The following is a 508-nucleotide window of genomic DNA, read 5'->3' as shown; positions in this document are numbered from 1 at the left end:
TATTGATTTAAAAGCCAAATTACTGGTACTTAACAGCACCAATGCAGGCATGACAGAGCAATTGTTCAAATTGCTGCAAACGACACTGGGCAGCTTTCCAATGGTGCCACTGCAAGCACAAGCCTCTCCAGCTATGGTGATGACCGATTGGCTGATGAAAAACGACGTGCCAGCGAGCCTTGAAACCGGCGATGAGTGTGAAATCGAAGATTCTTCAGAGGACAAAGCTAAAATCCGTTTTAAATCACTCGAACCGCTGACAGAGGACGTGACCCGTCACCTTGAACAAGGTATGACGGTAAGAAGCCTGGCACTGCGTTGGACTGACAAGATGTCTTTTGTGTTGAACAGTGACCTGACTTTGAAGAAAGTAAAATTCGACGACACCCTAAAAGAATCGGCGTTTAATGATTCACAAGGTGGAGCCCTATCCGATATGGGCGCTGACTTCTCACTTATGTCATTAACCATCCGTGAGTTTTTTGAGTCATACAAATTGTGGTTTGAA

At 45.1% G+C, this 508-nt stretch carries 1 protein-coding gene; it reads left to right on the top strand.

Features of this window, described 5'->3' with window-relative positions; translation table 11 throughout:
* Position 1: 1 nt before the first annotated feature.
* A partial coding sequence (locus GCE9029_RS25645; RefSeq protein WP_269449293.1) for a recombination-associated protein RdgC occupies positions 2 to 508 on the top strand: 507 nt, incomplete at its 3' end.

Origin of the sequence: Grimontia celer (genome assembly GCF_900055185.1) — a bacterium.
Classification (GTDB): domain Bacteria; phylum Pseudomonadota; class Gammaproteobacteria; order Enterobacterales; family Vibrionaceae; genus Enterovibrio; species Enterovibrio celer.
Note: the sequence above shows the minus strand (reverse complement) of the source record. Positions and strands in the feature narration are given on the sequence as shown.